General features: G+C 68.3%; 24 protein-coding genes. 8 read left to right on the forward strand and 16 right to left on the reverse strand.

Annotated features, from left to right (window positions below; genetic code table 11):
* Positions 1 to 4: 4 nt before the first annotated feature.
* From OHA25_RS28315 to OHA25_RS28350, 8 genes are all read right to left on the reverse strand, one after another.
* On the reverse strand, positions 5 to 880 hold the full coding sequence (locus tag OHA25_RS28315) for an ABC transporter ATP-binding protein (RefSeq protein ID WP_327591055.1): 876 nt from the start codon (positions 878 to 880) through the stop codon (positions 5 to 7).
* Positions 880 to 1821 carry an ABC transporter ATP-binding protein gene (locus OHA25_RS28320; protein ID WP_327590487.1) on the reverse strand — a complete coding sequence of 314 codons (942 nt, stop codon included), beginning with the start codon at positions 1819 to 1821 and terminating at the stop codon, positions 880 to 882. Before OHA25_RS28320 ends, OHA25_RS28315 begins: the two co-directional genes overlap by 1 nt.
* Positions 1818 to 2702, reverse strand: coding sequence for an ABC transporter permease (locus OHA25_RS28325; protein WP_327590488.1), 885 nt, complete (start codon positions 2700 to 2702; stop codon positions 1818 to 1820). Before OHA25_RS28325 ends, OHA25_RS28320 begins: the two co-directional genes overlap by 4 nt.
* Positions 2699 to 3694, reverse strand: coding sequence for an ABC transporter permease (locus OHA25_RS28330; protein ID WP_305922415.1), 996 nt, complete (start codon positions 3692 to 3694; stop codon positions 2699 to 2701). Before OHA25_RS28330 ends, OHA25_RS28325 begins: the two co-directional genes overlap by 4 nt.
* A gap of 71 nt (positions 3695 to 3765) precedes the next feature.
* Positions 3766 to 5526 carry an ABC transporter substrate-binding protein gene (locus OHA25_RS28335; protein WP_327590489.1) on the reverse strand — a complete coding sequence of 587 codons (1761 nt, stop codon included), beginning with the start codon at positions 5524 to 5526 and terminating at the stop codon, positions 3766 to 3768.
* A gap of 457 nt (positions 5527 to 5983) precedes the next feature.
* The gene (locus OHA25_RS28340; RefSeq protein WP_327590490.1) at positions 5984 to 6751 is read right to left on the reverse strand and encodes a neutral zinc metallopeptidase; all 768 of its coding nucleotides are present in this window, start codon (positions 6749 to 6751) and stop codon (positions 5984 to 5986) included.
* An 83-nt stretch (positions 6752 to 6834) separates the two neighbouring features.
* Entirely contained in the window at positions 6835 to 7164 is a 330-nt protein-coding gene (locus OHA25_RS28345; RefSeq protein ID WP_327590491.1) for a type II toxin-antitoxin system PemK/MazF family toxin, read from the reverse strand.
* The gene (locus OHA25_RS28350) at positions 7130 to 7465 is read right to left on the reverse strand and encodes a hypothetical protein (protein WP_327590492.1); all 336 of its coding nucleotides are present in this window, start codon (positions 7463 to 7465) and stop codon (positions 7130 to 7132) included. The genes OHA25_RS28345 and OHA25_RS28350 overlap by 35 nt, the downstream gene beginning before the upstream one ends.
* A gap of 101 nt (positions 7466 to 7566) precedes the next feature.
* Here OHA25_RS28350 and OHA25_RS28355 point away from each other — a divergent pair, with 101 nt between their 5' ends.
* The gene (locus OHA25_RS28355; protein WP_327590493.1) at positions 7567 to 8307 is read left to right on the forward strand and encodes a sulfite exporter TauE/SafE family protein; all 741 of its coding nucleotides are present in this window, start codon (positions 7567 to 7569) and stop codon (positions 8305 to 8307) included.
* A gap of 7 nt (positions 8308 to 8314) precedes the next feature.
* Here the strand turns inward: OHA25_RS28355 and OHA25_RS28360 are convergent, their stop codons facing one another.
* A complete protein-coding gene (locus tag OHA25_RS28360) occupies positions 8315 to 8758 on the reverse strand; it encodes a GrpB family protein (protein ID WP_327590494.1) in 444 nt (147 codons plus the stop codon).
* Positions 8759 to 8954: 196 nt separating this feature from the next.
* On the opposite strand from OHA25_RS28360, the gene OHA25_RS28365 reads away from it, so the two are divergent.
* The 4 genes from OHA25_RS28365 to OHA25_RS28380 are packed head-to-tail and all read left to right on the forward strand — an operon-like array spanning position 8955 to position 13375.
* Positions 8955 to 10064, forward strand: a complete 1110-nt coding sequence (locus OHA25_RS28365; protein ID WP_305922624.1) for a sugar ABC transporter substrate-binding protein — start codon at positions 8955 to 8957, stop codon at positions 10062 to 10064.
* 46 nt (positions 10065 to 10110) lie between these two features.
* Positions 10111 to 10875 (forward strand): ATP-binding cassette domain-containing protein, encoded by a 765-nt coding sequence (locus tag OHA25_RS28370; protein WP_305922625.1) that lies wholly within the window; start codon positions 10111 to 10113, stop codon positions 10873 to 10875.
* Entirely contained in the window at positions 10872 to 12134 is a 1263-nt protein-coding gene (locus OHA25_RS28375) for a sugar ABC transporter permease (protein WP_327590495.1), read from the forward strand. The genes OHA25_RS28370 and OHA25_RS28375 overlap by 4 nt, the downstream gene beginning before the upstream one ends.
* A gap of 35 nt (positions 12135 to 12169) precedes the next feature.
* Positions 12170 to 13375 carry an ROK family transcriptional regulator gene (locus OHA25_RS28380; protein WP_327590496.1) on the forward strand — a complete coding sequence of 402 codons (1206 nt, stop codon included), beginning with the start codon at positions 12170 to 12172 and terminating at the stop codon, positions 13373 to 13375.
* 5 nt (positions 13376 to 13380) lie between these two features.
* Here the strand turns inward: OHA25_RS28380 and OHA25_RS28385 are convergent, their stop codons facing one another.
* From OHA25_RS28385 to OHA25_RS28395, 3 genes are read right to left on the reverse strand one after another with little or no spacing between them, the layout of a single operon-like run.
* Entirely contained in the window at positions 13381 to 14133 is a 753-nt protein-coding gene (locus tag OHA25_RS28385; RefSeq protein ID WP_327590497.1) for a neutral zinc metallopeptidase, read from the reverse strand.
* A gap of 36 nt (positions 14134 to 14169) precedes the next feature.
* Complete coding sequence (locus OHA25_RS28390) at positions 14170 to 14982, reverse strand: neutral zinc metallopeptidase (RefSeq protein ID WP_327590498.1); 813 nt, start codon at positions 14980 to 14982, stop codon at positions 14170 to 14172.
* Positions 14983 to 15038: 56 nt separating this feature from the next.
* The gene (locus OHA25_RS28395; protein ID WP_327590499.1) at positions 15039 to 15893 is read right to left on the reverse strand and encodes a neutral zinc metallopeptidase; all 855 of its coding nucleotides are present in this window, start codon (positions 15891 to 15893) and stop codon (positions 15039 to 15041) included.
* A 159-nt stretch (positions 15894 to 16052) separates the two neighbouring features.
* Between OHA25_RS28395 and dxs the strand changes: the two genes are divergently transcribed.
* Positions 16053 to 17933 (forward strand): 1-deoxy-D-xylulose-5-phosphate synthase, encoded by a 1881-nt coding sequence (dxs, locus tag OHA25_RS28400; protein WP_442942209.1) that lies wholly within the window; start codon positions 16053 to 16055, stop codon positions 17931 to 17933.
* Here dxs and OHA25_RS28405 read toward each other — a convergent pair.
* A complete protein-coding gene (locus OHA25_RS28405) occupies positions 17881 to 18516 on the reverse strand; it encodes a DedA family protein (RefSeq protein ID WP_327590501.1) in 636 nt (211 codons plus the stop codon). The two genes, dxs and OHA25_RS28405, sit on opposite strands and share 53 nt — an antisense overlap.
* Positions 18517 to 18625: 109 nt before the next feature.
* On the opposite strand from OHA25_RS28405, the gene OHA25_RS28410 reads away from it, so the two are divergent.
* On the forward strand, positions 18626 to 20095 hold the full coding sequence (locus OHA25_RS28410) for an amino acid permease (RefSeq protein WP_327590502.1): 1470 nt from the start codon (positions 18626 to 18628) through the stop codon (positions 20093 to 20095).
* Positions 20096 to 20110: 15 nt separating this feature from the next.
* Here the strand turns inward: OHA25_RS28410 and OHA25_RS28415 are convergent, their stop codons facing one another.
* The 3 genes from OHA25_RS28415 to OHA25_RS28425 all read right to left on the reverse strand — a co-directional run bounded on the left by OHA25_RS28415 (position 20111) and on the right by OHA25_RS28425 (position 23827).
* Positions 20111 to 20491, reverse strand: a complete 381-nt coding sequence (locus OHA25_RS28415; protein WP_327590503.1) for an SSI family serine proteinase inhibitor — start codon at positions 20489 to 20491, stop codon at positions 20111 to 20113.
* An 88-nt stretch (positions 20492 to 20579) separates the two neighbouring features.
* Positions 20580 to 22667, reverse strand: a complete 2088-nt coding sequence (locus OHA25_RS28420; RefSeq protein WP_327590504.1) for a 3-hydroxyacyl-CoA dehydrogenase NAD-binding domain-containing protein — start codon at positions 22665 to 22667, stop codon at positions 20580 to 20582.
* The gene (locus OHA25_RS28425; protein WP_327591056.1) at positions 22664 to 23827 is read right to left on the reverse strand and encodes a thiolase family protein; all 1164 of its coding nucleotides are present in this window, start codon (positions 23825 to 23827) and stop codon (positions 22664 to 22666) included. The genes OHA25_RS28420 and OHA25_RS28425 overlap by 4 nt, the downstream gene beginning before the upstream one ends.
* A 233-nt stretch (positions 23828 to 24060) precedes the next feature.
* Between OHA25_RS28425 and OHA25_RS28430 the strand changes: the two genes are divergently transcribed.
* A complete protein-coding gene (locus OHA25_RS28430; RefSeq protein WP_327590505.1) occupies positions 24061 to 25581 on the forward strand; it encodes an LCP family protein in 1521 nt (506 codons plus the stop codon).
* Positions 25582 to 25583 lie beyond the last annotated feature (2 nt).

Consider the following 25583-nt stretch of genomic DNA (forward strand, 5'->3'; position numbering starts at 1 on the left):
CTCCTTAGCAGGTTTCGAGCTGGGCGCAGGCCACGAAATGCCCCGGTTCGGCCTCCAACAGGGCCCCGGTCGCGCCGCGCTCGTGGTAGAGGCAGCTGTCCACGGTCGCGGCGTCGGCCCACTCCTCGTGCAGGCGCGGCACCGCCGACAGCAGCTCGCGCGTGTACGGGTGCAGCGGGTCGCCGAAGACCTTGTCCGTCAGCCCCATCTCCACCACGCCGCCCTTGCGCAGCACCACCGTGCGCTCGGCGAGGTAGTTGCCGAGCGACAGGTCGTGCGTGATGTAGAGCACGCCGAGACCCCTCGTCTTCAGCTCGGCCAAGAGGTTGAGCACGTCGATACGGGTGGAGGCGTCCAGCATGCTGGTGATCTCATCGGCCACCAGCAGCTTGATGTCCAGCAGCAGCGCCCGGGCGATGAGCAGGCGCTGCAGCTGACCGCCGCTGAGCTGGTGCGGATACTTGCCGAGCACCTGATCGGGATTGAGCCGCACGTCCCGCAGCGCGGCGCGCACCCGCTCGTCCCACTCCTGCTCGGGCACCGCCGGGTAGTACGACTCCTTGATCATGGCGAACACGCGGTCGGCCTTGAATACCGGGTTGAACGAGCTGAACGGGTCCTGGAAGATCCCCTGGACTTGGCGGTAGTACTCCTTGGCACCGCGCACCGGCCGCCCGTCGAACGTGATCGAGCCGCTGGTCACCGGGTTCAGCCCGAGGATCATGCGGCCGATCGTGCTCTTGCCGCTGCCGCTCTCCCCGATCAGGGAGACGACCTCGCCGGGCACGACGTCGAAGCTGACGCTGCGCACGGCCGCGACGGTCTTGCCGCCGAAGGCGCCGATCCTGAATTCCTTGGTGACGTCGTCGAGTCTCAGCATCATGCCTTCCAGCAGGCGACGTGGTGGGCGGGCGCGATCTCGACCACCGGCGGCTCCTCGGCGCACTCCTCCCCGGCGATCGGGCAGCGATCGCGGAAGCGGCAACCGGCGGGCGGGTTCAGCAGCGACGGCGGGCTGCCGGCGATGCCCTCCAGCCGGCGCTCGGTGTACCGGACGCCGACCTCGGGCAGGGAGTCCAGGAGCAGCCTCGTGTACGGGTGCCGCGGCGCTTTGACGATCACGTCGGCGGGCGCCTTCTCGGCCAGCTTGCCCGCGTACATGACCATGATCGTGTCGGCGATGTGGTGGGTGAGCGCGAGGTCGTGGGTGACGAAGATCATGCTCTTGACGTAGCCGCTGTCGCGGAAGCCGAGCAGGGCGCGGGCGACGGCCTTCTGGGTGGAGACGTCCAGCGCGGAGGTGACCTCGTCGGCGATCAGCAGCGACGGGTCGAGCAGCGTGGAGATGACCATCACCATGCGCTGCTTCATGCCGCCCGACAGCTCGATCGGGTAGCGGTCGAGCACCTCGCGAGGCAGCCCGACCTGGTCCATCCGGCGCTCCAGCTCCGCGGTGTCCAAGGTCGCGCCCCGCGACTTGAGCAGCTCGGTCACCATCCTGCGGATCTTGCGGGTGGGGTTGAGCGCGCTCATGGCGTACTGCGGGATGAGGGAGACCTCCTTGAAGCGGAAGTCGTTCATCCTGCGGTCGTCGGCGATCGGCAGCTCCGTGCCGTCGAGCTCCACGCGGCCGCCCACGTGGTGCATGCGGCCGTCCATGCGGATGAGGCTCTTGCCCAGCGTGCTCTTGCCACAGCCGGACTCGCCGACCAGGCCGAGGATCTCGCCGTCGCCGAGGCCGAAGGACATGCCGTCGAGGGCGCGTACCTCGCCCTTCAGCGTCCTGTAGTGCACGCGCAGCTCGCTGACCCGCAGGCTCATGTCTCCCTCAGCTTCGGGTTGAAGACCTCGTCGAGGCCGACGTTGGCCACGTACAGGGCGCCCACGATGGCCGTGATGGCCGCGCCCGGCGGCACGAACCACCACCACATGCCTAACTGGAGTGCGCTCCACTGGGTGGCGTTCTGCAGCATCAACCCCAGCGAGACCCCCTCGGTGGGGCCGAGGCCGATGAAGTCCAGCGAGGAGGCGATGAGCACCGAGCCGCCGAACAGCAGGATGAACGTCATGAACAGGTAGGAGCTCATGTTCGGCGCGACCTCCCTGGCGATGATCCGCCCGGTGCCCGAGCCGCTCATCCTGGCCAGGTCCACGAACTCCCGCGTCCGCAGCGAGAACGTCTGCGCCCTGATCGCCCGCGCCGCCCACGGCCACTGCGTCAGCCCGATGAACAGCCCCTGCACGGCCACACTGCGGATGCCCAGGTACGCGTTGATGATCAGCAGCACGGCCAGGGTCGGGATGACCAGGATGATGTTGGTCAGCATGTTGAGCACCTCGTCGACGATGCCGCCGAGGTAGCCGGCAACGAAGCCGACGACCATGCCGATGACCGCGGCGATGCCGCCGCCGATCACGCCGACCGCGAAGGTGCTGCGCAGGCCGTGCACGAACTGGGCGAAGATGTCCTGGCCGAACGTGCTGGTGCCGAGCCAATAGTCGCCGGAGGGCGGGCTCATGGGCTTCGGGCCGTACTGGTTGGGCGCGGCGTCCACGAACAGCGGCCCGATCAGGCCCAGCACGAGCAGCGCGAGCACGATGCCGAGGCCGGTCATCAGCTTGCCGTTGCGCACCGCGAAGTACAGCGCCTCGCGCCGCACCCCGGCCCGCTCGCGCGGAGCGACTTCCTGGAGCGTCGTCATGCCTGCGCACCCGCCATTCCCGCCCTGGTCCGCGGATCGACCACGACGTAGACGATGTCGATGATGAAGTTGGCGATCAGCACGCCGAGCACGATGAACAGGAACGAGCCCTGCAGGAGGAAGAAGTCCTTGTTCTTGATGGCGTTGAGAATGAGGCTGCCGAGGCCTGGGTAGGCGAAGACGATCTCGGTGACCAGCGCTCCGGCCACCAATACGCCCAGCTGCAGCGCCAGGCCGGTGATCTGCGGCAGGACGGCGTTGCGGAAGGCGTACCTGCGGATCAGCCTGGACGGGGCGCCGAGGGCCGACAGGTAGTTGGAGTAGTCGGACTCCAGCTCATAGATGATCATGTTGCGCATGCCGATGGCCCAGCCGCCCAGCGCCACCAGGAACAACGACAGGAACGGCAGCGTCCAGTGGTGCACCAGGTCGAGCATGAAGGTCCACGACCAGTTGGGGCGCATCGAGAAGCTGTAGCCGCCGGCGACCGGGAAGAAGCCACCGATCACGCCGAGCGCCCACGCCAGGAGCACCGCCAGCCACATGTACGGCATGGCCGTCAACACGTACCCGACCGGGAGCACGGTGTTGTCGAGGAGCTTGCGGCGGGCGGCGTACGCGCCGAACTGGTTGCCCACCACCCAGCTGAGCAGCACCGACGGGACGATCAGCGCCAGCGTGTACGGCACCGCGTTGATGATCACGTCGCTGACCGGCGTCGGGAACAACCAGATGCTCAGCCCGAAGTCACCCCTGAACAGGGCGCCCCAGAAGTTCAGATACTGCTGCCACAGCGGCTGGTCGAAGCCGAAGAGGTTGTTGTAGTAGGCCCGCATGGCCTCCACGGCCTCGGGCCTGGTCACGTTGGCCCTGGCCACCATGCTGGCGACGGGGTCACCCGGCATGAAGCGCGGGATCATCCAGTTGACCGTGACCGCGACGAAGAAGGTCAATCCGTAGATGAGGAGTTTTCTGCCGAAATAACGACGCACGTGCGGCTCTCCGGGAAGGCCCCCCGCTCGGCGAGCGGGGGGCTAGGGGGTTGGCGGGGTCGAGGGGCCGATCAGGAGCCGGAGGGCTGGAGCTGGGTGAGGCTCTCGAAACCGCCGAGTTCGAGCCAGTTACGCCACATGACGGCGCCGGTCTTGGGAGCGCTGCCCGCGCCGGACGGCCAGTTCTTCCACACGGAGTTGCTGGACTGCGCCCACAGGCCGTTGTACCAGAGCGGGATCACCGGCATGTCGTCCAGGTGGATCTGCTGGAGCTGCGAGATGATCTTCTTCATGCCCTCGACGTCGTCGGTCTTGACCTGGTCGAGCTGCTGCACCAGGTCCCAGGCCTTCTTGTTCTCGTAACGGGCGAAGTTGACCGTGTTCTGCTGCTTCTGGATCGGCAGCTGGAACATGTACTCGTAGTAGGTGTACGGCGAGTTCGACAGCTGCCGCTCGTTGTTGATGAGCAGGTCGTAGTCGCCCTTGGCGCGCTTCTCGACCAGCGCGTTGAAGTCGGGGAAGTCCGGCGTGATCTGGATGCCGGCGCCCTTGGCGCTGGTCGCGATGGACCGGGCCGACTCCATCCAGTCGGTCCAGCCGGACGGCACGATGAGCGTCAGGTTCATCTTGGAGCCGTCCTTGTTCTCCACGAACCCGTCGCCGTCGGTGTCCTTGTAGCCGGCGTCCGACAGCAGCTTCTTGCCCTTGGCGGCGTCGAACGCGAACCCGGACGAGGAGACCACGTTCTGGTCCACGAACTGCTCCCACTGCGGCAGCAGGCCGGTCGGGCTGGAGGCCTTGACCAGATTGCCGTAGACGCCCTCGACGATCTGCTTGACGTCGATGGAGGAGGCCAGCGCCTTGCGGAAGGCCGGGTCGTTCATCGGCTTCTTGGTGTTGTTGGGCACCAGCCAGGCGGTGTTGGCGGACAGGTGGTACGGCGGCTCGGCGTAGTAGGTCGTCAGGCCGAAGTTGCCCTTGACCAGGTTCGCCACGCCGGGCAGGAAGTTGTTGGACAAGTCCAGGCCCTTCTGCATCAGCAGGCCCAGCGCGACCTCGTTGCTCGGGGTGGCGATGTCCACGATGTAGCGGGGCTTGGGCTCCATGTTCAGCGCCGTCTTGCCCCACCAGTCGTCGCGGCGCTGCAGCACCACGCGGTCCTGGTCCTTGCTCATGAACTTGTACGCGCCGGTGCCGACCGGGTTCTCGTTGACCCCGTCCAGGACCTCCTTCTCCGAGCGGCCCTTCCAGATGTGCTCGGGCACGATCGTGCGGCCGTAGAGGTTGAAGTCCCACTGCTGGTAGTTGGCCTTGGAGAAGGTGAACTTCACCGTCTGGTCGTCAACGGCCTCGACGGTCTTCAGCCAGGTCCACAGGTTGTGGTACGGGATCGTCTCCATCTTGCCGAGCTCGAACGAGAACACCACGTCCTTGGCGGTCAGCGGCTGCCCGTCGGACCACTTGATCCCCTGGCGCAGCTTGACCTGATAGGTGGAGTCGTCGGTCCACGAGCCGCTCTCGGCCAGCCACGGGGTGAGCTTGGCCGCGGTGGTGTCGTAGTGGAACAACGTCTCGTACACCAGGCCCTTGGTGCCCACGGCCGAGTCCCATTCCCTGACCGGGTTGAAGTTGGCCGGTGGACCCCATTGCGTGCCCGTGGTGTAGAGCGTCTCGCTACGCGGCAGCTGATCGGGGTTGGCAGGAGCCGCCGCGCCCTGGCTCCCCTGTGTCTGACCGGCCGGCGGGGTCGGCGTGGATCCGCCGCCGGTGCAGGCCGTGGCGAGCAGGCCCGCCGCCACGAGCGGAATCATGATCCGAGCCCGGTTACGCATCGCTTCTCTCCTTCCCTCCGCGCGTCTGGCACGAAGGTTCGCACGTGTGCTTCAACACCCCCGATGGGCCGGGCTCGGACGGGCCCCGCGCCTGCTGGTGCCGGGTTTGCTGGGAGCGCTCCCACACGTAACGCAAGCACGCTCCGCCTATGAGACCGGTGAGCGATCACTCTTCAGTAGTCACAGGTCACGCGACCTGCTGAACCGGATAAGTACCGCGAACGTAAATTCCGCATGTCCATGCCGTCAATAGCCGTGACGCTTTCGAGACGTGCGTTTGGAAGCGCTCCCATGTCGCCGCCGCGGCCCCATCCAGCACGAACACCCGCCCGGCGAGGCGACGACTAACCGGTTCAACGAGGCCACTGAACGGCACCCTCATGCACGGCGGCACGGCGACAGGGCGGCACGGCGGCACGGCGGCACGGCCGTGTGGCGGCGGCGTGGAAGTCGTCGGTCAGGAGACCTTCGCGGTGGGCGCTGACCAGGTGTCGCAGGCGGCCGGGGAGAGGGCCCGATACCCCCGCTTGAGCCAGTAGACGCGGGTGGCGCCCTTGCCATGGCTGCGGTAATCATCGCCGTCGTCCCCGCTGGCCCGGGTGGCATCGATGAGCGTCTCCCAGTCACGCCCCGTACGGTCCAGCGATCCCCACGCGCTGCCCAGGAACACACCGGCCAGGCAGTCGGCCTGCAACTCGTAGCGCCGTTTCAGTTCGTCCTGACGCACCGGCTCGGCCCGCACCCGCACTTCGTAGGCGCCCCGCACCCCGGTGAGGCTCTGCAGATGATGCCCGTACTCATGGGCGGCCACCTTGAACGGAAAGAGATCAGTCCTGTCCTCGATCCACCGCCCGGTGAGCGGGAACACCAACGTGCCGCGCTCAGTGCAGTAGAAGGCCGCCGCGTGCTCAGGCCACGCCACCCCGCACACGGTGCTCTGGGGCTCCTCGAAGTAGAGCACGACCGGCCTGTGGAACGTCCACCGCGTCCGCTTGAAGTACGCCGCCCACGACTTGTCCAGACATTTCACGACGCCCTGGAGATACTCCCGCGTCCGCGGAATCCCTCCCGAACTGATCGCCGTCTCCGGGCATGACGTGATCGCCAGCTTGCCGGCCTTCTTGGGGAAAGCGACTGGGGCCGCCTGGGCGCTCTGGGCGGGTACGCAGGCGATCGCCAGGCTCGCGACGAGCGTCAGGGCACGCTTGAGTGGGAGGGATTGCACGATGGGCAGCTTAACGATCAGTGGCGTGTGGCACGATGGGGGTGCCACCCGGCGAACTACTATTTCGCCGGGCGGCAACATTCCTACATCGTGTCCGTGATCCAGTCGGTGACCTCGCGGACAACCTCGTCGGGGGCGATCCCGATCCTCTTCATGAATCGCTGAGGCGACACGCTCCGCACGTGCTCCACCATGGCCCAGCTGGGCTTCTGCAGGCCCGTGCCCTCGCAGCCGATGGGGATGTGGTTGTCCCATCCCCTTTCGGTCGTAGTCAGCGGGACGATGATCTTGACGGGCGTGGCGGCGTTGAATCCGTCGTTGCTGACGACCAACACAGGACGGCGGAAACCCTGCTCGCGACCGACTGGATCGCCTAGCTCAGCGAGCCAGATCTCGCCCTGAATCACCCTCATCTCTCTCCTCGGGGAACGTGATGAGCCCTTCCCATTCGGGTGCCATGCGGGAAGAGCGTGGCGGCGGGCCTTGGACCAGCTCGCTTTCTGCGAGGTAGTCCGCCCAGGCTTGCGGGTCCTCTTGTCGTGTCTCCTCCATCTGCTCCGCGACCCGCTGCCAGCGGTGCCTCTTCTCCATCTCCCTGATGGCCTGGTCAATGATCGCGGTCATGGGCTCACCTGCCTTCTTCGCCAGTGCTGCGATCCTGTCTCTGGTCTTGACGCTGACGCGTATGGTCGTGGCTTTCGGCTTCGTGGCCATACACCAGAGGCTACGTCTGTATCGGTGGCTGACACTACACTCATCCGGTCACGTTCGCAGTATGAATGGCAACGGAGAGTAAAGATGGTTGACTCTCGTGCATGACTAATGCCGCATTGGTGCTGATTCTCGCCGGTCTGGCGGTTTTCGTCGGTGCGACCGTCCAGGGCGCCGTAGGTTTCGGCCTGGGCCTGGTCGCAGCGCCCGTGCTCACCTTGCTCAATCCCGAGCTGATGCCGGGCGCGATTCAGGTCGTCAATATGACGTTGCCGCTGTTCACACTGGCCGCCGAATGGCGGAAGGTGGACTGGCGCGGGCTGGGTTTCGCGGTGCTCGGCAGGATCCCTGGCAGCGTCCTCGGCGCACTCATAGTTGTCTACGTTTCTGTCTACACGCGCGGCATTTTCGTCGCCGTCATGGTGCTCGTCGCGGTGGCGCTGACGGCAAGGGCGCTGAGCGTGCCGCGTAACGGTGTGACGATCACGTCGGCGGGTTTCGTGTCGGGGATCACCGGCACCGCCACGGGCATCGGCGGGCCGCCTCTCGCGCTGGTCTATCAGAACGCCAAGGGCCCGCAGATCCGCGCGACGCTGGCGATGTTCTTCTTCCTCAGCGCGGCGCAGTCGCTGGCCATCCTGGCCCTGGTGGATGAGTTGCCGTCCCGGGCGCTGACGACGGGGGCGATCCTCATCGTGCCGATGGTGCTGGGCTTCTTGGTGTCGGGGCCGTTGCGGCGCTATCTCGACGGCGGGAAGGTGCGTGCGGGCGTCCTGGTCGTGGCGGCGGCCTCGGCGGCGGCGTTGATCGTGCAGAACGTGGTCAGCCAGGTCATGGCACCCTGAGGACGCCTCACGCGTCGCTGGGACCGGGTCGCCAGCCGATGCTCTGGGCCCACGTGTCGGCCTGCCGCACGACGTCCCAGACGTACGGCTCCTTGGCCGCGACGTATTTCTCCCGTTCGTCGCGAAAGCGCTCCGCGCAGCGCCGTTTCGCCTCGGCGAACTCGGCCGCGGCAGCGGGGTGGACGCGCAGGTAGTCGCGGAACAGTCCCGCCCGATGCACCAGCCCCAGGCGTTCCAGTGGAGCCTTGAACGCCTCCAGCGGCTCGAAGGACCGTACCGAGATCTGGATGTCGATCACCGGCTTGGCGGCCAGGCCGGGCACGGACGTCGACCCGATGTGATCGATGCGCACCGCGACGTCACCGAGCGCGGAACGCATCGCCGCGCCCAGTGCGGCGAACCGCGCCGGCCAGCCCCGGTCGTAGTCCACGACCTCGACGAGATCTGCCATGCCCGGATTGTCCCAGGAAGGTCCTGGTGGTGCACAGGTGGCGAGGAGGAGTCGGGGAGATTGAGGTGGCGTTTCTGGATTGTTACCGGATACAACAAACTCCCGGCCCCAAGCCTCTTCCAAAGCAGGCCGTCCCGGAATACGTTGCCGCAAACAACATTCATCCGGGCCCCTCCGGAAGAAAGGACCCTGCACCATGCGCAAGGGGATCCTCAGCTTGACCGCCGCGGCAGCCGCGCTCGCCCTCGGTCTCACCGCCTGCGGGGGCGATAGCGGTCAGACCACTTCGACGTCGACCGCATCGGCCCCCGCGGCCAAGGCGGGAAAGATCGGCGTCATCCTGCCGGACAGCAAGTCGTCCGCTCGGTGGGAGACGGCTGACCGCAAGTATCTGGAAGAGGCGTTCAAGGCCGCCGGCGTCCAGTACGACATTCAGAACGCCCAGAACGACAAGACGGCGTTCCAGACCATCGCCGACCAGATGATCACGAACGGCGCCACCGTTCTGATGATCGTCAACCTCGACAGCGGCACCGGCAAGACGGTCATCGAGAAGGCCAAGTCTCAAGGTGTGCCGACGATCGACTACGACCGGCTGACGCTCGGCGGCGGCGCCGCCTACTACGTCAGCTTCGACAACACCAAGGTCGGCACGCTTCAGGGCGAAGGCCTCACCAAGTGCCTGACCGACAAGAAGGCCGAAAAGCCGATCGTGGCTTACCTGAACGGCTCGCCGACCGACAACAACGCGACGCTGTTCAAGAGCGGCTACGACGGGGTGCTCAAGCCGAAGTTCGACTCCGGCGACTACGTCAAGGGCCCCGAGCAGTCGGTGCCCGACTGGGACAACACCCAGGCAGGAACGCTGTTCGAGCAGATGCTGACCGAGCAGCCGAAGATCGCCGGCGTGCTGGCCGCCAACGACGGCCTGGGCAACGCCGCCATCACCGTGCTGAAGAAGAACAACCTCAACGGCAAGGTGCCGGTCACCGGCCAGGACGCCACGGTCCAGGGCCTGCAGAACATCCTGGCGGGTGACCAGTGCATGACCGTCTACAAGGCGGTCAAGAAGGAGGCCGACGCTGCGGCCAAGCTCGCGGTGGCGCTGGCCAAGGGTGAGAAGCCCACGGCCGCCTCGAGTGTCAAGGACCCGGAGACCGGTCAGGACGTGCCTTCCGAGCTCATGGATCCCCAGGCCATCTACTTCGACAACGTCAAGGACGTGGTGGCCGACGGTTACGTGACCAAGGAGGAACTGTGCACCGGTGACTTCGCCGCGAAGTGCACCGAGGCCGGAATCCAGTGAGTCCATGGGGGCGCGGCCGCCGGTCGCGCCCCCTTGAGGGAGCCCCATGACCCCCCTGCTTGAAGTGCGCGGGATCGACAAGAGCTTCGGTCCGGTGAAAGTCCTGCACAACGTCGAGCTCTCGGCGTACGCCGGCGAGGTCACAGCGCTCGTCGGCGACAACGGCGCGGGCAAGTCGACGCTGGTCAAGTGCATCGGCGGCATCTATCCGATCGACGCGGGCGAGGTCCTCTTCGACGGCCGCCCGGTCGTGATCCACACTCCCCGCGACGCGGGCGAGCTCGGGATCGAGATCGTCTACCAGGACCTGGCGCTGTGCGACAACCTCGACATCGTCCAGAACATGTTCCTCGGCAGGGAGCGCAAGAGCGGGCTCCTGCTGGACGAGGACAGCATGGAGGAACTGGCCGAGAAGACGCTCAGCAGCCTGTCCGTGCGTACGGTCAAGTCCATCCGGCAGCAGGTCTCCAGCCTGTCCGGCGGGCAGCGGCAGACCGTCGCCATCGCCAAGGCCGTGCTGTGGAACAGCAAGGTCGTCATCCTCGACGAGCCGACCGCGGCGCTGGGCGTCGCCCAGACCGCGCAGGTGCTCGAACTCGTCCGCAGGCTGGCCGACACGGGCCTCGCCGTCGTCCTCATCTCCCACAACATGAACGACGTGTTCGCCGTCTCCGACCGGATCGCGGCGCTCTACCTCGGCAGGATGGCCGCCCAGGTCAAGACCTCCGACGTGACGCACGCCCAGGTCGTCGAACTGATCACCGCGGGCCGCAGCGGGGATCTCGGCCTCAAGAACGGGGTCACGCCATGATCAAGGTCAAAGAACTCCCCGGCGAGGCCATCGTCACCGCGACGCAGGCCCCGTCGATCAAGAACAGCTTCCGCGCGTACATCCAGCGGGTGCGCGGCGGCGACATGGGAGCGCTGCCCGCCGTGCTCGGCCTGGTCGTGCTGTGCGTGGTCTTCGCCGTGGCCCGCCCGTCCTTCGTGACCGCGGGCAACTTCGCCAACCTGTTCACCCAGGGCGCCGCCGTCACGCTCATCGCGATGGGCCTGGTGTTCGTCCTGCTGCTCGGCGAGATCGACCTGTCGGCCGGCTTCGCCAGCGGCGTGTGCGCGGCGGTGCTCGCCGTCACGCTCACCAGCATGGGCCTGCCCTGGTACGTGTGCGCGCTGGCCGCCATCATCACCGGCGTGATCATCGGGACCGTGCTCGGCACGCTGGTGGCCAAGGTTGGCATACCGTCGTTCGTCGTGACGCTGGCCGCGTTCCTCGCCTTCCAGGGCCTGGTCCTGGTGCTGGTCGACGAGGGCACGAACATCTCCATCCGGGACACCGTGATCGTCGCGATCGCGAACAGGAACCTGCCGCCGTGGCTCGGCTGGGCGCTGTACGCACTGTCCGTGGCGGTGTTCGCGGGCGTGCAACTGCTGCGGGCCAGGAAGCGGGCCAAGCGGGGGCTGGTGGCCGACCCGCTGTCGCTGATCGCCTTCCGGGTCGGGGCGCTGGCGGTGCTGGCCGGGGCCGCGGTGTTCGTGCTCAACCTGGAGCGCAGCCGCAACCCCCTGCTGGTCTCGCTGACCGGCGTGCCGATCGTGGTCCCCGTCATCCTGGTGCTGCTGGTCGTGTGGACCGTGATCCTGCGGCGCACCGCGTTCGGCCGCCACCTCTATGCGGTCGGCGGGAACACCGAGGCCGCCCGCAGGGCGGGCATCCCGGTCGACCGGCTCAGGATCAGCGCGTTCGTGATCTGCTCCTCGATGGCCGCCATCGGCGGCATCGTGGCCGCTTCCCGCGCCAGCTCCGTCGACCCGAACACGGGCGGCAGCTCCGTCCTGCTGTACGCGGTCGGCGCCGCGGTCATCGGCGGAACGAGCCTGTTCGGCGGGAAGGGCCGGGTGCTCGACGCCGTGCTCGGCGGCGCCGTGGTGGCCGTGATCGAGAACGGCATGGGTCTGATGGGATACGGGGCGAGCGTGAAGTATCTGGTCACGGGGTCCGTTCTGCTGCTTGCCGCAGGCGTGGACGCCTTGGCGCGCAAGCGGGCGGCTGCCGCTGGGTTAAGGTGATCGGCGACCAGCAGCCCCTGAAGGAACCCCAGCCCATGCGTGCCGGCCCGTCACAAGAGGACATCAGACGCCACAACCTCGGCGCGCTGCTGCGTCACGTCCACCTCGGCGGGCCGATCTCGCGTGCCGAGCTGACCTCGAAGATGGGGCTCAACCGCAGCACGATCATGGCGCTGACCTCCGATCTCACCGCCGCCGGGCTGGTGCGCGAGGAGCTGCCCCGGGAGACGGGCCGCGCGGGCCGGCCCTCGCTCGTGGTGCGGCCCGAGTCGGCGCGCGTCTACGTGTTCGCCTTCGACGTGGGTCCCGACCGGCTCGCCGTCGCCCGGGTCGGTCTCGGCGGGGTCATCCTCGACCAACTCGAGACCGTCCGGCGGCGGGGCGCGTTCGAGCTGGAGGAGCTGATCGGCGAGCTGGCCGGGTTCGCCCGCCAGATGCGGCGCAAGACCAGGGACGACACGGTCTGCGTCGGCGCGGCGGCGGCCGTGTCGGGCGGCGTGCGCAAGGCCGACGGCGTGGTCATGTTCGGGCCCAATCTGAAGGCCGAGAAGGTGCCGTTCGGCGAGGAGCTGGGCCGCAAGCTGGGTCTGGGGCTGCCGGTCAGCGTGGGCAACGACGCCAACCTGGCCGCGCTGGCCGAACACAGCCGCGGCGTCGGCGTCGCCGTCCGTGACCTCATCTACCTGCACGGCGACGTGGGGATCGGCGGCGGGATCATCGCGGGAGGGCATCTGCTCGGCGGCCACGACGGCTACGGCGGTGAGATCGGCCACATGGTGGTCAACCCGGGCGGCCGGGCGTGCGGCTGCGGCTCACACGGCTGCCTGGAGGCGGAGGTGGGGGAGCGGGCCCTGCTGGAGGCGGCCGGTCGGTTCGGGGCCGGGCCGCAGGGGCGGGACGCGGTGCGGGCCGTGGTCGAGGCCGCGGACCGGGGGGACATCGTCGCGCAGGAGGCGCTGAGCCGGATCGGCGAGTGGCTGGGGCTGGGCCTCGCGAACCTGGTGAACATCTTCAACCCGGAACTGCTGATCTTCGGGGGGATGTTGCGTGAGGTCTATCTCGGGTCGGCGGCGCAGGTGCGTACGCAGCTGGCCCTGCACGCCATGGCGCCGCAGCGGGAGCGGCTGCGGTTGCGCACCTCGGCGCTGGGGGACGCGGCCACGCTGGTGGGCGCCGCCGAGCTGGCCTTCGCCCACGTCCTCGCCGACCCCCTGGAAGTCCTGGCCCGCGCCAACACCTGATCCTCTCAGGTGACCTTGGCCTTGGTCGCCGTCCACGTGTTGCAGAAGCCCGTGGCCCCGCCCCGATAGCCGCGGTCCTGCCAGAACGCCAGGTTCTTCGGCTTGCCGTGGATCTCGCTCTCCTCGGCCCGCCGGACGGCGTCGATCCATTCCTCCCACTCGATCCCGGGCTTGATCGACTCGAGCGTCGCACCGTAGAAGACTCCGGCGAAGCACTCGGCCTGCATCTCAAGACGATGGCTGAGCAAGGTGCGCGCGCTGCCGGACGCCGGCCAGTACAGCGCGCTCTGCGCGTCCAGCACGCCGGTGAGCTGCTGCACGTGGTGCCCCCACTCGTGGGCGACGGAGTGCGCCATGTTCATCCTGAAGGGGTCCCGCAGGTCCTGTCTCGTGATGCGGATGACGATCGTGCGCTGGTGCGGGCAGTAGTGGGCGCCGCTGCTGGTGATCTTCCCGCAGACGGAGTCGGCGCCTGTCGTGACCGTCACCTCGGGAGCGCTGTACGCCAGCCCGGCGGCCGCGAAGCGATCGGCCCAGAACCGGTCGGCGCAGCGGGCCATCGCCCGGTGGAAGGACTTCAGCGAGGCGACGACCCCTGCCCGGATCGCGGGGATCGCGCATGTCAGGCGGAGCTGGTCACCGCCCATCACGTCGGACAAGCCGGCCTGGGGAGTGCCCGGCGCCGCCGCCCGGGCCGGCCCCGATAAGAGAAGACCCGCGACCGTGCACGTAGCTGCCGCTACGAGAAGAGTGCGCACGACCGCGGATAATAGATCAATATGTCGGGATTTGTCCTAGAGTACTTGCGACTTCGGCGCCTTGAAGGTGTTGCAGCCGCCCGCGGACTCGGTGTCGAAGCCGCGCTTCAGCCAGCGGCCCACCGTGGTGGGCTTGCCGTGCGTCTTCGAGCCCCAGTCCTCCGCATTCACCCCGATGAGACCCAGGCCGCCGCCGCTACCGCCGGCCTTGACGAGGAGGTCGAACTCGGTCTGCCGGCGGCCCAGCGTGTGCCACACGTCGCCGATGAACGCCCCGGACAGGCATTCGGCCTGCAACTCCAAGCGGCGCAGCTCGTCCAGCGCCCTGGCCAAGTTCTTGCCGTTGTAGCGCGTCAGGCCCTTGAACATGCCCGTGAGCTGCTGGATGTGGTGGCCGTACTCGTGGGCGACGGTCACCAGTAGGAGCATGTCCGACTGCTCCTCGACGAGGGCCGGTTGGACCAGGAGGCTGATCTTCTTGTTCGTCGGGCAGTACAGTGCCAGGGCGCCCGCGGGGTACTTGCCGCATCCGGTCGCCGCGCCGACCTTGGTGACCACCTGGAACGAGGGCTTGCTGAAGGCGAAGCCGGCCTTCTTGATCTTCGGTTCCCAGGCGGCGTTGAGGCAGTCGAGGACCACGTCCATATAGCCCTTGACCTCTTCCGCGCTCCCGGTCAAGACCTTCGGCTCCTCGCAGGTCTCGAGGCCCAGCTCGCCCGTCTTGTAAATCGCGTTCTTGGCCAGGACCGGCTTGTACACCGGAGCGGAGACGGCTGCCGCAGGGGCCGTGCCGGCGAACAGCACGCTCGCCAGGGCGCCCGCCATGAGCGCCAATCGGGGGATACGCATGGGAACGAACCCTAGTAAAGAGGGAGTTCCAGGTAAAGGAAGATTAAAGCGTGGCGTCAGTTGACATTGCGATGGTTCGCGGCCCACGTGTTGCATGAGCCAGGAGTGCCGCGGTTGAAGCCCCGTGACATCCAGGCGGCCTGCGTCGGGCCCTTGCCGTGGTCGTTCTGCGGCCACCCCTTGGCGCCGTTCTTCCTGAACCAGTCCACCGTGTACGCCCAGTCCGCGTCGGTGACCAGCGGCGTGCCCTGCATCGTGCTCATGAAGATCGACGAGAAGCACTCGGCCTGCAGCTCCGACTTGCGCGAGAGCATGAGCCGCTGGGCCTTGGTCGCTCCCATCCTTGCCGTCCAGTAGTAGTTCCAGATGCCGGAGATCTGCTGGACGTGGTGGCCGTACTCGTGGGCGATCAGCCGCGTGATGCCCAGCGGGAACGGGTTGCGCAGCTGGTCCCGGCTGATCATCAGGTACATGGTGCGGTCGGTGGAGCAGTAGACGCCGTCGGCGCCGGTGTTCCAGGACCCACAGGGCGTCTTGATCTTGCTGGTGATGATGCGCAGGCGCGGCTTGGCGAAGGGCAGCCCGGCCTTGCGGAACTGGGCGCCCCACGCCCTGTTCAGGCACCCGGTGACGCGGGTGAGGAAACGCCGGTACGCCGTCATGCTGCCGGCCGGCAGGTGACCGGGCGAGCAGTTCACGTCGGCCAGCCGCCCCGTCTTGTAGAGCGGGTTCGCCGTGGCCAGCGCCTTGCCCGGCGCCGCCTTCTTCCCGTCGGCCGCCTTCACCGGCGGTGAGACGATCTGCTGGGCCTCGTTGGCCGACTCCGTCGAGGTCGTGGCCACGTCGGCGAGCACGAGCACCAGACCGGCCGCCGCCAGAGCGAGCGCCAGAAGCGCGGCGACGAGTGCCACAAGTTTGCTTATGGGGACGGAGTTCATAGGTACCGAAAGACTAGGTCAAGATCGGACATATGTGGGTGCGTTTGACTCGATGGAGTCAGCGAGGCGTCCGCGAACTACACTCGGGGGGTCGGCGCACAAGAGCAGAGGGGAGTCGGATCCGTGAGCGGGTTGCTGGGCTCGATCAAGGGACCGGACGACGTCAAACGGCTGGCGGCAGAGGAGCTGCCGGGGCTCGCGGGGGAGATCCGTGACCTGCTCGTCGACTCGTGCGCGAGATTCGGCGGCCATCTGGGCCCCAACCTCGGTGTCGTGGAGCTCACCCTCGCCGTGCACCGCGTCTTCGACTCCCCGCGCGACCCGATCGTCTGGGACACCGGACACCAGGCCTACGTGCATAAGCTCCTCACCGGCCGGGCCGCCGGGTTCGCGGCGCTCAAGCAGGAGGGCGGCCTGTCCGGCTATCCGAGCCAGGCCGAGTCCGAGCACGACTTCGTGGAAAACTCCCACGCCTCGACCGCGCTGTCCTACGCCGACGGGCTGGCCAAGGCGTTCAAGGTGCGCGGCGAGCACGACCGCACGGTCGTCGCGGTGATCGGCGACGGCGCGCTGACCGGAGGCATGGCCTGGGAGGCGCTCAACAACATCGCCGCCGGCGCGGACCTGCCGGTCGTGATCGTGGTCAACGACAACGGCCGCTCCTACTCGCCCACGATCGGCGGGCTCGCCTCCCACCTGTCCTCACTGCGGGTCAACCGCCGCTATGAGGACTTCCTCGACTACGTCAAGGACAAGATCGGCAACGTTCCGCTGCTCTACGACGCGCTGCACGGCGTGAAGAAGGGCGTCAAGGACGTGCTGGCGCCGCAGGTCATGTTCGAGGACCTCGGGCTGAAATACCTCGGCCCCATCGACGGCCACGACGAGCAGGCCATGGAGGCCGCCCTGCGCAAGGCCCGCGACTTCCGCGGCCCCGTCATCGTGCACGCGGTCACCCAGAAGGGCCGCGGCTACACGCCGGCGGAAAACCACGACGAGGACCAGTTCCACGGCCCCGGACCTTTCGACAAGGTCACGGGCCAGGAGAAGCCCAAGGGCCGCATCTGGACCAACGTGTTCAGCGAGGAGCTCGTCCGGCTCGGCAAAGAGCGGGACGACATCGTCGCCATCACCGCGGCCATGCTCCACCCGACGGGGCTCAACGCGTTCGCCGAGGCCTACCCCGAGCGCATCTACGACGTGGGCATCGCCGAGCAGCACGCGCTGACCAGCGCCGCCGGGCTGGCACTCGGCGGCATGCACCCGGTCGTGGCCGTCTACGCCACGTTCCTCAACCGGGCCTTCGACCAGCTCCTCATGGACGTCGCCCTGCACCGGCTGCCGGTGACCGTCGTGCTCGACCGGGCGGGCGTCACGGGTGACGACGGCGCCAGCCACAACGGCATGTGGGACCTGTCCATCCTCCAAGTGGTGCCCGGGCTCAGGATCGCGGTGCCGCGCGACGGGGACCGGCTCACCGAGTTGCTGCGCGAGGCCGTGGAGGTCACCGACGGCCCGACCGTGCTGCGTTTCCCCAAAGGCCCGGTGGCCGAGGCGGTCGAGCCGGTCGGCAAGCTGGGCGAGATGGATCTGCTGCGCGCCCCCGTGGGAGAGCCTGACGTGCTGCTGGTCGGTGTGGGGCCGATGGCGCAGGTCTGCCTGGACGCGGCCGTCATGCTCGACGCCCAGGGCATCGCGGCCACCGTGGTCGACCCGCGCTGGGTCAAGCCGCTGGACGAGGCGCTCGTGCTGGCCGCGAGCGCGCACAAGCTGGTGGCCGTCGTGGAGGACAACGGCCGGGTCGGCGGAGTGGGCGACGCCGTGGCGCGGCTGCTGCGCGACGCCGACGTCGACGTGCCCGTGCGCACCTACGGCATCCCGCAGGAGTTCCTCGACCACGCCAAGCGGGCCGCGATCCTCGGCCAGATCGGCCTGACCGGCCAGGACCTCGCCCGCCAGATCACCGAGGCCGTCGCGAAGCGGACCTCCCACGTGGAGCCTGCCCGCCAGTGAGCGCCCTGCGGACCGCGGCGGAGATCCCCAGCACGACGATCACCGCCGCGGCCGCGATCGGCACCAGCCACTCCGCGTGTTGCCGCGCCACACCACCCGCCACGGCGCCGAGCGTGACGTACGCGCTCACCCAGGCCGTGCTGCCGGCCATCGCCCACGGCATGAACGTGCGATAGGGCATGCCGACCGTGCCCGCCACGGCCGGGGTCAGCGCGTGCAGCACCGGCAGGAAATACGCCAGCGCCAGCGCCCATCCCTTGCGCTCGAACAGCTGCTCCGCGCGCTGCCACCGGGCCTCGCCGACGCGCCGCCCAAGCCGCCCGTGCCGCAGCCGGGTCCCGTACCGGCGGCCCAGGAAATGGCCGCCCGAGGCGCCTGCGAAGCACGCCAGCATGCCCGCGCCGATCAGCGCCAGCGCCTCCGGCGCACTGTCCGCGCTGGCGCCCGCGACCAGCAGCAGGGTGTCGCCCGGCGTGATCAGGCCGACTCCGACCGAGGCGTCCAGCGTCAGGAAGACCAGCAGGAGCAGCATCACCACGCCGAGGTCTTGCCGGGCCAGAGTGTCGAGCAGACCATGGGACATAGTCCAGGACCGCTACCCCGATCCGGGAGGATCATCGGGAACGTCACGGAACCATCCCCGTCAAGGAATCAAGGAATGATCGCCTAGCGTATGGGAAGGATCACTGGCCGTGGAGATCTTTCGTACGAAGTCCGTCGAGCAGTCGATCCGTGACACCGAGGATCCCGAGCATCAGCTGCGTAAACGCCTGACCGCCACGGACCTCACGGTCTTCGGCATCGGCGTGATCATCGGCACCGGGATCTTCGTGCTCACAGGAACGGTCGCGAAAGGACTGGCGGGGCCTGCGGTGGCGCTGTCGTTCGTCGTGGCGGGCATCGTCTGCGGGCTGGCCGCCCTGTGCTACGCCGAGTTCGCCTCCACGATCCCGGTGGCCGGGTCGGCCTACACGTTCGCCTTCGCCACCCTGGGCGAGTTCCCCGCCTGGGTGATCGGCTGGGACCTGCTCCTGGAGCTGGCGCTGGCGGCGGCCGTGGTGGCGACCGGCTGGTCCGGCTATTTCGCCTCGATGCTGGCCTCCATCGGCATCCCCCTGCCGGAGTCCATCGCCGGGGCGAATCCCGTGGTCAACGTCCCCGCCGTGCTCATCATCGCCATCCTCACCGCGATCCTGGTCGCCGGCATCAAGCTCTCCTCCCGGGTCAACCTCGTCCTGGTGGTCACCAAAGTCGCGGTGGTGCTGCTCGTCATCATCGCCGGGCTGTTCTTCATCCGGGCCGCCAACTACACGCCGTTCATCCCCGAGGCGGTGTCCACACCGCGCGTCGGCGGACTGAACGCGCCGCTGATCCAGGTGCTGTTCGGGATCACGCCGGTGGCCTTCGGCGTGATCGGCATCTTCAGCGCCGCGGCGATCGTGTTCTTCGCCTTCATCGGCTTCGACATCGTCGCCACCGCCGCGGAGGAGACCCTCGAGCCGCAGCGGGACGTGCCCCGCGGCATTCTCGGCTCACTGGCGATCTGCACGTTCCTGTACGTCGCCGTCTCGCTGGTCGTCGTGGGCATGCAGAACTACAGCCAGCTGAGCACGTCCGCGCCGCTGTCGGACGCCTTCCGGGCCGTCGGGCACCCGTGGCTGGCCACGATCATCAGCGTGGGCGCGATCGCCGGCCTGACGACCGTGGTGCTGGTGCTGCTGCTGGGCCAGACCCGGGTGTTGTTCGCGATGTCCCGTGACGGGCTGATGCCGCGCGCGCTGGCGGCGGTCCACCCCCGGTTCGGCACGCCGACCAGGCTCACCGTCGTGATCGGCGTGGTGACGATGGCGCTGGCCGGTTTCGTGGACTTCGAGGAGCTGGCCGAGCTGGTCAACATCGGCACGCTGTTCGCGTTCGTGGTGGTCTCGATCGGCGTGGTCGTGCTCAGGCGCACCCGGCCGGACCTGCCCCGCGCCTTCCGCGCGCCGCTCGTGCCGCTGCTGCCGATCCTGTCCGTGCTGGCCTGCATTTACCTGATGCTGAACCTGCCGGTCGAGACCTGGCTGCGGTTCCTGATCTGGATGGCCGTCGGCGTGGTCATCTACTTCGGCTACAGCTACTGGCACAGCAGGACGGCCGCGCCCGTGAAGGGCGGGCGCTAGCCCGCCCCGCACCGGTCAGGAGAGCAGCTTCCCGCCCGCGGCCTGCATCACGCAGAAGTTGCGGTATCCCTTGCTCCACTCCACCTTCTTGCCGCGCCAGGTGCCCGTGATCGCCACCGCGTACGGCTCGAGCTTCTGATCGCAGGTCTCGTCCGCCGGGACGTGGATCTGGTTGAAGTCGCCCCCGATCTTGCGGATCACGTCGCAGGCTGCGCGTGGGTGGGGATGGGTGCCGCCGTCGGGACCGCAGCGGAGCGTGCCGCCCCGCGTCGGGCTGCCCTTCGTAGCGATCGCGATCTTCAGTTTGCCCTTGGGTGGGCGGGCCGCCTGCGCGGCGGGGGACGAGCACGCCAGGAACGCCGCGCAGAGCGCGATCGTACCGATCGTTCGCATCATGATTACCCTCCGTTCGTCGTGCGGCACCAAACGCTACGGAGGTGAAGGTCATGAAAAGCGGGAGCCCTGGTCGGGCCCCCGCAAAGAATCAGGCGGGGAGTGAGGCCACACCCGGAGGAAGGAACCGGGGCTGGGCGATGCCGGTCCTGTCCAGATAAGGCGTGATGCCCCCCAGGTGGAACGGCCAGCCCGCGCCGAGGATCACGCACAGGTCGATGTCCTGCGGCGCCGCGACCACGCCTTCGTCGAGCATGATGCGGATCTCCGTGGCCAGCGCCGTCAGGACGCGTTCGCGTACCTGCTCGGCGGTGGACGGTGCGGCGCCGCCCGCGAAGAGCGCCACCGCCTCCGGGTCGAGCGTGAAGTCGGGGCGGTAGACGCCCGGCTTGCCCGCGGCGACCAGCTTGGCCATGTTCTCCGAGACGCCGAAGCGGTCAGGGAACGCCTCGTGCAGGGTCTCGGCTACGTGCAGGCCGACCGCCGGGCCGACGAGCTGCAGCAACGCGAACGGCGTCATCGGCAGCCCCAGCCCGTCGAGCGCGTGCTCGGCCACCTCCAGTGGCGTGCCCTCGTCCACGGCCGCGACGACCTCGCCCATGAAGCAGGTCAGCAACCGGTTGACCACGAACGCCGGAGCGTCCTTGACCAGCACCGACGACTTCTTCAGCGACTTGCCGACGGCGAAGGCCGTGGCCAGCGTGGCGTCGTCGGTCGCCGCGCCCTTGATGATTTCCAGCAGCGGCATGACGGCGACCGGGTTGAAGAAATGGAACCCGACCAGCCGCTCCGGGTGCTTCAGCCCGGCGCCCATCTCGGTCAGCGACAACGAGGAGGTGTTCGTGGCCAGCACGCACGTCGGCTCCACGACCGCTTCGACCTCGCCGAACACCTGCTTCTTGACCGCCATGTCCTCGAACACGGCCTCGATCACGAAGTCGGCGTCGGCGAAGGCGTCCTTGGTCAGCGAGCCGGTCACCAGGGACGTGAGCCGGTTGGCTTGGTCCTCGCTGACGCGGCCCTTGGCGAGGAGCTTGCCGACCTCGGCGCGTACGTACTCCACACCCTTGTCGAGCCTGGCCTGGTCGAGGTCCGTCATGACGACGGGCACCTCAAGGCGGCGAGCGAACAGCAGCGCCATCTGCGAGGCCATCAACCCCGCACCGACGATGCCGACCTTGGTGACCTTGCGGGCCAGCGACTTGTCCGGCGCGCCCGCGGGCCGCTTGGCCCGGCGCTGCACCAGGTCGAAGGCGTAGAGCCCGGCCCGCAGTTCGTCGCCCATGAGCAGGTCGGCCAGTGCCTCGTCCTCGGCGGCGAAGCCCTCGTCTCGGGTGGCGGTCTCGGTGAGGGCGATCAGGTCGAGCGCCCGGTAGGGAGCGGGGGAGGCGCCACGCAGCTTCATGTCCACCAGGAAGCGGGCGTCGGCGACCGCCTTCTCCCAGCCGTCGTGGGAGCGGCGCTCGACGCTCACCTCGCCCTGGAGCACGCGGGCGGCCCAGCGCAGCGACTCCTCCAGGAAATCGGCCGGCTCGAACATGGCGTCCGCGACGCCGAGCTCGAACGCGTCCTTGCCCTTGATCATGCGGTTCTGCGCGAGCGGGTTCTCGACGATCAGCTTGATCGCCTTCGCCGGGCCGATCAGCCGCGGCAGCAGCTGCGTGCCGCCCCAGCCCGGCACCAGGCCGAGGAAACACTCCGGCAGTGCCACCGCGGGCACGCCGGAGGAGATCGTCCGGTACGTGCAGTGGAGTGCCACCTCCAGGCCGCCGCCCATGGCCGCGCCGTTGACAAACGCGAACGACGGGATCGGCAGCTCGCCCAGCCTGCGGAAGACGTGGTGGCCGAGCGCGCCGATGGCCAGAGCTTCCTCGCGGGAGGCCACCTGGGCCGCGCCCTTGAGGTCGGCGCCGACGGCGAAGATGAACGGCTTGCCCGTCACGCCGACCGCGGCCAGGTCGGTGCGCCCGGCGATCTGCGACAGCGCCTCGTTCAGCGCGAACAGGCCGTGCGGGCCGAACGTGTTGGGCTTGGTGTGGTCGAAGCCGTTGTCCAGCGTGATCAGCGCCATCGTGCCCGCGCCGTAGGGCAGCTGCACGTCCCGTACCAGCGCCTTGGTGACGACTTCGTCGGAGTTGCGGTCGCTGAGCAGCGCTCGCCAGGTCTCAAGGTTGCTCATGCCAGGTTCTCCCAGATCACAGTGCCGCCCATGCCCATGCCGACGCACATCGTGGTGATGCCGTAACGCACGTCGGGACGCTCGCCGAACTGCCGGGCGAGCTGTGTCATCAGCCGCACGCCCGAAGAGGCGAGCGGGTGGCCGTAGGCGATCGCGCCGCCGTAGGGGTTCACGCGGGGGTCGTCGCCGTCGATGCCGAAGTGGTCGAGGAACGCCAGGACCTGTACGGCGAACGCCTCGTTGATCTCGAACAGCCCAATATCCGAAATATCGAGATTCGCCAGCCGGAGCGCCCGTTCCGTGGACGGGATCGGGCCCACGCCCATGACCTCGGGGTCGACGCCCGCGAACGCGTACGACACCAGCCGCATCTTCGGCGCCAGCCCCAGCTCCTCGGCGACGTCCTTGGCGGCCACGACGCAGCCGGTGGCGCCGTCGTTGATGCCGGAGGAGTTGCCCGCCGTGACGTTGCCGTGCGGCCGGAACGGCGTCTTGAGGCCGCTCAGCCCCTCCATCGTGGTGCCCGGCCGCGGCGCCTCGTCCTCGACGGCCAGGCCCCAGCCCTTCTCGGCCGTCCTGATCGCGGTCGGGACCAGGTCGGGCTGGATCTTGCCGTCGGCGTACGCCTTGGCCGCCTTCTCCTGCGAGAGCACCGCGTACGCGTCCGCGCGCTCCTTGGAGATCGACGGGTAGCGGTCGTGCAGGTTCTCCGCCGTCATGCCCATGACCAGCGCGCTCGGATCGACCAGCTTCTCCGACAGGAAGCGGGGGTTGGGGTCGACGCCCTCGCCCATCGGGTGGCGGCCCATGTGCTCGACGCCGCCCGCGATCGCCACGTCGTACGCGCCGAACGCGATGCCGCCCGCGACCGTGGTGACCGCGGTCATCGCGCCCGCGCACATGCGGTCGATGGCGTAGCCGGGCACGCTCTTGGGCAGCCCGGCCAGCACGGCCGCCGACCGGCCGATGGTCAGGCCCTGGTCGCCGATCTGCGTGGTCGCGGCGATGGCGACCTCGTCCACGCGCTCGGGGGGCAGGTTGGGATTACGCCGGATGAGCTCGCGGATGACACGGACGACCAGGTCGTCGGCGCGGGTCTCGGCGTACAGTCCCTTCGGCCCTGACCTGCCGAAAGGCGTGCGCACGCCGTCGACGAACACGACGTCACGAGAGGAAGGCACGGATTCGCTCCTCGCTGCTGGAAGGGGTTCCACGCTTATGCTACTCGTGAGTAACTAGTCCGCGTCCCATGCCCTCCCCAGGGTCAGGTGATGGAGGAGTGGCGGAAAGGTCATAGTCTGCCGCGCCTCGGAGGGGCGAACTGAGCGTGGGGGCGGTGGAGTGGTGGTGATTCGCCGTCGGGGGCCCCTGTTGGTGACTATGCTTCGCGATCATGACGCAGGGGGTGGAGCGCGTGCGAGGGCGCCCTGGCGAGGTGGCCGGCGATACTCGCGTCGCCCCCGTGCCGCGCCGGTCCAGGAAGCTCGACCCGCGGCCCCGCAGGAATCCGCTGACGCCCCTGGGCTGGGTGAGCGTGGCACTGACGTTCGTGCTGGTGGCCACCACGCTGGGCGCGTACGCGTACTACCGGAGCATCGACGGCAGCATTCCCCGCAACCCCATCGTCGTCGGCCCGAGCCGGCCGCCGGAGACCGGGGCGCTCAACGTGCTGCTCGTCGGGTCCGACTCACGTGAGGGCGACAACAAGACGTACGGCCCCAAGTCGCAGGGGCTGGGGGAGCGCACCGACACGATCATGTTGCTGCACATCTCTCCGAACAGGGACAAGGCCACCATGATCAGCTTCCCCCGCGACTCCATGGTGGCGATCCCCGAGTGTCAGGGCAGGAACGGCGCCGTGCTGCCCGGCGGGATCCGGCAGATCAACTCCGCCTTCAACGACGGCGGCATCAACTGCACCATCAAGACACTCGAATCGCTCACCAACATCAAGATCAACCACTTTGTGAAGGTCGACTTCACCGGCTTCAAGGGCATCATCGACGCCGTCGGCGGCATCGAGATCTGCCTGCCCAAGCCGGTCAACGACCCCAAGGCGAAGCTGGTGCTCCCCGCGGGCAAGCACGTGGTCAACGGCGAGCAGGCGCTCGGCTACGTACGCACCCGCTACGCGCTGGGCGACGGCAGCGACCTGAGCAGGATCCAGCGTCAGCAGGTCTTCCTCACCCAGGTGCTGAAGAAGGTCACCGACGGCGGCCTGCTCACCAACCCCATCAGGCTGGACGGGTTCCTGCGCTCTGCTGCCGCCGCGGTCACCGTGGACAGCGAGCTGACGTTCGAGCGGATGCTGGAGATCGCCAACAGCGTCAGGGGGCTGACCGCCAAGGAGCTCAAGGGCATCACGGTGCCCGTCGAGGCGTATCCGGGGGACAAGAACCGGGTGCAGTTCAGCCAGCCGGCCGCGAAGAACTTCTTCGAGTCCGTACGCAGCGACGTCGAGGTCACCGCCACGCCGACCCCCGGCACGTCCGCCACGCCGAAGATCGAGCACGAGGAGGTGCGCGTCCAGGTGCTCAACGCCACCGGCGAGGCGGGCAAGGCCGTCCAGGTGGCCGACGAGCTGGCCGCCCAGGGCTTCGCCGTCATCGAGGTCGGCAACGCTCCCGCGACCGCGACCACCGCGATCCGCTACGCGAAGAAGGACGCCCAGGACGGATCGGCCTACGCCGACGCGGTTGCCGTCCGGCTGTCCCAGGACAAGCGGACCGCGGTGGCCGGCAAGGTCAAGCCGGTCAACACCCAGCCGTACAAGTCCAAGGTCGCCGAGCCGCCCGACGGCCCGATCGTCCAGCTCGTGATCGGGGCGGACTGGCCGGGCGTGCGCGTGCAATCGGCGATCCCGGACTCGCTCAAGGACAAGGTGGTCGACTCGAGCACCAACCCGTGCTTGTGAGC

This window comes from Nonomuraea sp. NBC_00507 (genome assembly GCF_036013525.1).
GTDB lineage: Bacteria > Actinomycetota > Actinomycetes > Streptosporangiales > Streptosporangiaceae > Nonomuraea.